Origin of the sequence: Mesorhizobium sp. M1E.F.Ca.ET.041.01.1.1, assembly GCF_003997355.1 — a bacterium.
GTDB lineage: Bacteria > Pseudomonadota > Alphaproteobacteria > Rhizobiales > Rhizobiaceae > Mesorhizobium.
On sequence record NZ_RZSL01000054.1, the window covers coordinates 12565 to 19705 of the forward strand.

The 7141-nt window shown below is 63.8% G+C and carries 4 protein-coding genes and 1 pseudogene; 2 read left to right on the forward strand and 3 right to left on the reverse strand.

The window, feature by feature from the left end:
* Positions 1–348: 348 nt before the first annotated feature.
* Both EOA38_RS07445 and EOA38_RS07450 read left to right on the forward strand, forming a co-directional pair.
* On the forward strand, positions 349–1878 hold the full coding sequence (locus tag EOA38_RS07445; RefSeq protein WP_127298844.1) for a YifB family Mg chelatase-like AAA ATPase: 1530 nt from the start codon (positions 349–351) through the stop codon (positions 1876–1878).
* Between the two features lie 537 nt (positions 1879–2415).
* Positions 2416–2664, forward strand: a pseudogene (locus tag EOA38_RS07450) (ATP-binding protein); the annotation flags it as partial.
* 61 nt (positions 2665–2725) lie between these two features.
* Here EOA38_RS07450 and EOA38_RS07455 read toward each other — a convergent pair.
* The 3 genes from EOA38_RS07455 to EOA38_RS07465 all read right to left on the reverse strand — a co-directional run bounded on the left by EOA38_RS07455 (position 2726) and on the right by EOA38_RS07465 (position 6797).
* Positions 2726–3313: a TetR/AcrR family transcriptional regulator gene (locus tag EOA38_RS07455; RefSeq protein WP_127298847.1), complete on the reverse strand. Its 588-nt coding sequence runs from the start codon at positions 3311–3313 to the stop codon at positions 2726–2728.
* A 30-nt stretch (positions 3314–3343) separates the two neighbouring features.
* On the reverse strand, positions 3344–3934 hold the full coding sequence (locus EOA38_RS07460) for a DUF308 domain-containing protein (protein ID WP_127298845.1): 591 nt from the start codon (positions 3932–3934) through the stop codon (positions 3344–3346).
* A 691-nt stretch (positions 3935–4625) separates the two neighbouring features.
* Positions 4626–6797 carry a malate synthase G gene (locus tag EOA38_RS07465; protein ID WP_127298846.1) on the reverse strand — a complete coding sequence of 724 codons (2172 nt, stop codon included), beginning with the start codon at positions 6795–6797 and terminating at the stop codon, positions 4626–4628.
* Between the last annotated feature and the right edge of the window lie 344 nt (positions 6798–7141).

A 7141-nucleotide genomic window follows, 5' to 3' on the forward strand; every position in this document is an offset into this window, starting at 1 on the left:
TGATCAGCGGCGAACCGCGTATGGCGACCGTCAGCGCCGCAACGGCGGTCTCACTCCTGTCGCTGCACTCGGCGGATTTCCAGATGCTGTGCGGCAGCAGCCCGGAGATCGCGGAAATCATCCGCAACACCACGCTCGAGCGACGCGGCGCGGCACCGACGGCCTGACCGTACTGCAGTCCCGGACTGTAGCGGCGTATCATCGCGGCCCAGGATCGCCGCCAGATGGCATTGCTCTGTTCCCGTAATGTTCTTGCCTAAATCCAAAATCTATGGTTGTCTGACCTGACCTTGCTCGCGGGCTGATCGCAAATCCGCGCGCGAGCCGGCATCCGGGGGCTTGAGAAACATGGTGGCGCGGGTTCGCACGGTGGCTTTCCAGGGCATCGAGGCCGTGCCGGTCGATGTCCAGGTGATGATCGCGCCGGGCAAGGTCGGCATGCAGATCGTCGGCCTGCCGGACAAGGCGGTGGCCGAAAGCCGCGAGCGCGTGCAGGCGGCACTCCATGCATCGGGCCTGTCGATGCCTTCGAAGAAGGTGACGGTGAACCTCGCGCCGGCCGACCTGCCTAAGGAAGGCAGTCACTACGACCTGCCGATCGCGCTCGGCCTGATGGCGGCGCTCGGCGCCGTTCCGGGCGACATGCTGGCCGGCTATGTCGTGCTCGGCGAACTCTCGCTCGACGGCACCATCGCGGCCGTGGCCGGCGCGCTGCCGGCGGCGATCGGCGCCAATGCCGAAGGCAAGGGGCTGATCTGCCCCTTCGCCTGCGGGCCGGAAGCGGCCTGGGCCGGCAAGGATTTCGACATCCTGGCGCCGCGCAGCCTGATCGCCATCGCCAATCATTTCCGCGGCACGCAGGTGCTGTCGCGCCCCGAGGCCGGCATCCAGCTCGCGGCGCGCGACCTGCCGGACCTCGCCGACATCAAGGGCCAGGAAAGCGCCAAGCGGGCACTCGAAGTGGCGGCCGCCGGCGGGCACAATCTTTTGATGGTCGGGCCGCCCGGCTCGGGCAAGTCGATGCTGGCGCAGCGGCTGCCCTCGATCCTGCCGCCGCTGGCGCCGAAGGAGCTGCTGGAAGTCTCGATGATCGCTTCCGTGGCCGGCGAGCTCGGCGAAGGCAAGCTCACCGACCGGCGGCCGTTCCGCGCTCCGCATCACTCCGCCTCGATGGCGGCGATGGTCGGCGGCGGGTTGAGGGTCCGGCCAGGCGAGGTGTCGCTTGCGCATCACGGCGTGCTGTTCCTCGACGAATTCCCGGAATTCACGCCGCAGACGCTGGATGCGCTGCGCCAGCCGCTGGAGACCGGCGACTGCGTGATCGCGCGCGCCAACCACCGCGTCACCTACCCGGCGCGCATCCAGCTGGTGGCGGCGATGAACCCGTGCCGCTGCGGCATGTCGGGCGAGCCCGGCTATCGCTGCCTGCGCGGCGAGCGCTGCCGCACCGAGTACCAGGCGCGCATCTCCGGCCCGCTGCTCGACCGCATCGACCTTCGGATTGAGGTGCCGGCGGTCTCCGCGAGCGACCTGATCCGGCCGGACAAGGCCGAAACGAGCGCCTCGGTGGCGCAGCGCGTGGCCCGCGCCCGCGCCATCCAGCGCGAGCGCCTGGAAAGGCTGGGTGCTGCGGCCACCACCAACGCGCATTGCCCGCCTGCGATCATCGAGGAGATCGCCAGGCCCGATGCCGCCGGACTGGCGCTGCTCAAGGACGCCAGCGAGAAGCTCGCCTTTTCGGCGCGGGCCTATCACCGCGTGCTCAAGGTGGCGCGCACGCTGGCCGATCTCGACGCCAGCGAGACCATCGGCCGCATCCATCTCGCCGAGGCGATCTCCTACCGCATGAGCGCCGAGCGCATGGCGCAGGCGGCTTAGAGTGCTGCGAATCGAGTCTGCTCGGCCAGGACAAGTCCGGGAAACTGCGTAGCGGTTTTTCCGCTGGGAATACGTTCGACAAAGGGGATGACATGTTTTTTTTGTTATTGTCTCCAACCCTAATCAGAGGGCGCATTTATGGGATATTTATCGCAATGTTCGGTATGCTATCTCTAATCTTCCTGGTCTCACTCTCTGGAACCGCCGCAAACTTATTGTTGTTTCAGCAATCGATTGTTGTATATGGACTGGTATCTTACTATCTATCTTTCAAATATATCGATTTTCCTGTAAATGAAAATCGGCAACACAATGTAACCGGTACCATAGTGTTTATATCAATCCTTTTCGCTTCGATGCTATCGTTATTAGTGTTTATTCCTATTTTTGTTCACATAAATACGCTGGTCGGTCTTATGCTAGTTGTAATCTGCCTATTTAGTTATTCTTTATTTGTTGATATCCTATTTCTATGGCGGGGAGGAAGTATATAAGTTCTGTCGAATTTGCACGCGCCCCTGATGGGCGCGGCGGGCCAGCGCCACCACCAACGCGCATTGCCCGCCGGCGATCATCGAGGAGATCGCCAGGCCCGATGCTGCCGGACTGGCGCTGCTCAAGGACGCCAGCGAGAAGCTCGCCTTTTCGGCGCGGGCCTATCACCGCGTGCTGAAGGTAGCACGTACGCTGGCCGACCTCGACGCCAGCGAAACGGTCGGCCGCATCCATCTCGCCGAAGCGATTTCCTACCGCATGAGCGCGGAGCGGATGGCGCAGGCGGCGTAGTCACAAGGAACCCGCAAGCGCGCCGGGTCCGTTTCTCCAAGCGGACCTTCCTTTGCCGGCGTCAAACGGCCTCTGGGATCAGCTTCTGCAATGTCGGCGTCATGATCGTGGCGAAAGCCGCAGTATCGCCATAAGCTCGCGCAGAAAGCATCGCCCCGTGCACCGTCGCCATGAAGGCCTCCGCCTCAACGCGCGGCGCAGCGGAAATTGTCAACGTGCTTTGCCGGGCGCCCCGCTCGATGACACCGGTCAGCCACCCCGAGAGAAACTGAAAATACGCACGGACTTCCACGGCAACCTCTGGCGGAAGGGCCGGAAGCTCGCTGGCGAGCAGTGCGCAGACGCAGAACGGCCGGCTCGCATCCTCAATGCAGCGAGCCCAAAAGCCGGCGTAGGTTCGAAGCAACTCAGGCGGCTCAGGCACATTGCGCTCAAGCTCCGCCATGCCCGTGACGGCATCCTCGAGGTAGCGCCTGACCAGGGTTTGCACCAGATCGACCTTGCTGGGGAAATGGTGGTGGATGCTGGCCTTGCGGATACCGATCACCTCGGCGATATCGGCGTAGCTGAACCCGTTGTAGCCGCCGGCGACGATGAAGCGTCGCGCGGCGGCCAGGATGTCATCGGCAGTGTTCGATGGCTTGTTCATAGACATGCCTAACGTCCAGCGGAGAAAACCTCAACTCACGGCCCGCGGCGACTTGCGAAGAGTACCGCCGACCGACAGCCACACGGCGGACACGAGGAAGTAGAAGGCGCCGAAAGCGGCATAGGGCGCGACGTTGGCGATGCCAATAGTCTCCGTGCCCGCCGCCATCTTTACGAAAAACAGACCGGCCAGCGCCGATTGGGCGCCGCTCAGGATCATCGCCCACTGGGCGCCGTTGGTTTTCCAGCGACGCACCGCGGTCAGCAGCTGAAACACGCCGGAGCCAACGGCCCAGACGCCATAGACCGAGAGCACCGCGTTCATGCTGTGACCAAGCGCGATGGTGACCGCGATCGCAGTGATGACGCTGACGACCAAATTGAGCAGTTGCGATTTGTTGCGGCCGAGCCCGCCGGTGCGCCGCGCGTCAATGTAGTTGGCGAGCGCGTCCCATAGAGGGTAGGCCACCAGCATGACGGCGGCAAACGGTGGACTGTCTTTCGCGACGGTGAAAGCCAGCGCAACCCAGGCCGCCGATACGGCAAACCGCAGGAAATAATAGCTTTTGAGCCAGGCGTTTGAAGACAGGGCGCGGCTTTGATCGTTCATTTGTGCAGACATGATGGGATCTCTCGTTTGGCGAACCTACCAACTAGTAGGTAGATTATGGATCGTCAAGGCATCGCCGATCACCTCGACATCTCATTTATGTGATCGGTCGTCCGCGTATAGCCGCGCATGGACCGCGCTGGCCGAAGATCTGTCGAAGCTGCGCGGGACGGGCTGAACTGAGGCTCCTGCTCAAAGGGGCGCGCTACGTCCCTCTCCCCTTGAGGGGTGGGGCAATCGCATATGGCGCTCCCCCTCTCCGTCTGGGCTTCGCCGAGCCACCTCTCCCCCACTTTGTGGGGGGCGAGGAACCCAAGCTTTTCAAGGCCGCGGCGTCAGCAGTTAGCGTTTCCTCGCCCCCATGAAATGGGGGAAGGTGGCCGCGTAGCGGTCGGAGAGGGGGCCAGCGCTGCCATATGCGATTGCCCTGCCCGTCGCCGATGAGAGACTCGGCCTTTTTGAGCTGAACCGGACGGAGTGCGGTAGCGGTGACATCGCCTCGTGGCGTCGAAATGGGCGTCGACGCGCACTTCACCCGGCCCTTCGGACCACCCCCCTCAAGGCAGGGCTATTGCATATGAGATTCTTGCGAAGAGAGACCCCCTCCCCCCTGTGGGGAGGGGGTATTCGTAGGGCGCAAGCCGTCGCTATCCATATGCGACTAGCCTGCCCCTCAAGAGGAGGGGCGCCGGCGCTACCGGCCTCAGGCTTGCTCGCGCGCCTTCAGCTCCAGCCGCCGCGCATGCAGCACCGGCTCGGTATAGCCGTTGGGCTGGACGGTGCCCTTGAAGACCAGGTCGCAGGCGGCCTGGAAGGCGATGGAGTTGTCGAAGTCCGGCGCCATCGGCCGGTAGAGCGGGTCGCCGACATTCTGGCGGTCGACGATCGCCGCCATGCGCTGCAGCGAATCCCGGACCTGGATTTCCGAGCACACCTTGTGGCGCAGCCAGTTGGCGATGTGCTGCGAGGAAATGCGCAGCGTGGCGCGGTCCTCCATCAGGCCGACATCGTTGATATCGGGCACCTTCGAGCAGCCGACGCCCTGGTCGATCCAGCGCACGACATAGCCGAGGATGCCTTGCGCGTTGTTGTCGAGCTCACGCTGGATCTCGTCCGGCGTCCAGTTCGGCCGCACCGCCACCGGCACCGACAAAATATCGTCGAGCCTGGCCTTCGGCCGGCTCTTCAAGGTCGCCTGCACGGCGTGCACGTCGACCTTGTGGTAGTGCGTGGCGTGCAGGGTCGCCGCCGTCGGCGACGGCACCCAGGCGGTGTTGGCGCCGGCCTTGGGATGCGCGATCTTCTGCTCCAGCATCGCCGCCATCAAATCGGGCATCGCCCACATGCCCTTGCCGATCTGGGCATGGCCGGAAAGCCCGCATTCGAGACCGGTGTCGACATTCCAGGCCTCGTAGGCAGAAATCCAGGCGGCCTGCTTCATGTCGCCCTTGCGGATCATCGGGCCGGCTTCCATCGAGGTGTGGATCTCGTCGCCGGTGCGGTCGAGGAAGCCGGTGTTGATGAACACGACGCGTTCCCGTGCCGCGCGGATCGCTTCCTTGAGGTTGACGGTGGTGCGCCGCTCCTCGTCCATGATGCCCATCTTGATGGTGTTCTTCGCCATGCCGAGCAGCGCCTCGACGCGGTCGAAAATCTCGACGGCGAAGGCGACCTCGTCGGGCCCGTGCATCTTCGGCTTCACCACATACATCGAGCCCGCGCGGGAATTGGCGCGCCGCCCGTTCGGCCCAACGTCATGCAGCGCGATCAGCGCGGTGAGCGCGGCATCCATGATGCCTTCCGGCACCTCTTGGCCCGCGCGGTCGAGGATCGCCTGATTGGTCATCAGGTGGCCGACATTGCGCACCAGCATCAGCGAGCGTCCGGGCAGCAGCAACTGGCCGCCATTGGGCGACGTGTAGCGGCGGTCCGGATTGAGCTTGCGGACAAAAGTCTTGCCGCCCTTGGTGATCTCTTCCGCCAGATCGCCCTTCATCAGGCCGAGCCAGTTGCGGTAGACCACGACCTTGTCCTCGGCATCCACGGCGGCGACCGAATCCTCGCAGTCCTGGATGGTGGTCAAGGCCGATTCCAGGATGAGATCGGCAATGCCGGCCGGATCGGTCTTGCCGATCTGGTTGGCGCGGTCGATTGCAATCTCGATATGCAGGCCGTTCTTGACCAGAAGCACGGCCTCGGGATTCTCGGCATCGCCGCGATAGCCGACGAACTGCTTCGGGTCGGCAAGCGTGGTGGCGCCGGCGCCTTCGCCGACCCTCAGTGCGCCGTTCGCCACCGAGAGCCCGTTGACGCCGGCCCATTTGCCCGTGGTCAGCGGCACGGACTGGTCGAGGAAATCCCTGGCCCAGGCGATGACCCTGGCGCCGCGCGTGGGATTAAACCCCTTGCCCTTCTCGGCGCCGCCCGTCTCGGGGATGGCATCCGTGCCGTAGAGCGCGTCATAGAGCGAGCCCCAGCGCGCATTGGCGGCATTGAGCGCATAGCGTGCGTTCATCACCGGCACGACGAGCTGCGGCCCGGCGACGACGGCGATCTCGGGGTCGACATTGTCGGTCGAGACACTGAAGATCGGACCTTCCGGCACCAGATAGCCGATCTCCTTGAGGAACCCCCTGTAGGCTTCCATGTCGACCGGCGCGCCGTTTTCGCGATACCAGCCGTCGAGCTTTTCCTGCATGGCGTCGCGCTTTGCCAGCAGCGCGCGGTTCTTCGGCGCCAGATCATGGACGATGGCTGAAAAGCCCTCCCAGAAGGCTTCCGGATCGATGCCGGTGCCGACTGCTGCCTCCTCGGCCACGAAGTCATGGAGCTCCCGGGCGATTTGCAACCCGGCGATCTCGATGCGGTCGGTCATCAGCACGTCTCCAGATGATAGGCTTTGCCGGGCCTTTGGCATGTTGGGGGTCAGGGGTCAATTCGGCTTAGGGTTAAGTAGGCGGTGCGGCCCTCCCTTCTCCCCTTGTGGGAGAAGGTGGATCGGCGCGCAAGCGCCGAGACGGATGAGGGGTGTTCCAGCGGAGTGAGACGTCAGCTTTCCCTGGAGCACCCCTCATCCGTCGCCTTCGGCGACACCTTCTCCCACAAGGGTGTTTGGACCGGGGACATCGCGAACAGGTGTGCGAAGACATCGCGAACAGTTTTGCATGCTATCGGGCGAGGGCATTGAGGTCGATGGTTTCTATTTTCTGATGTCTGAAC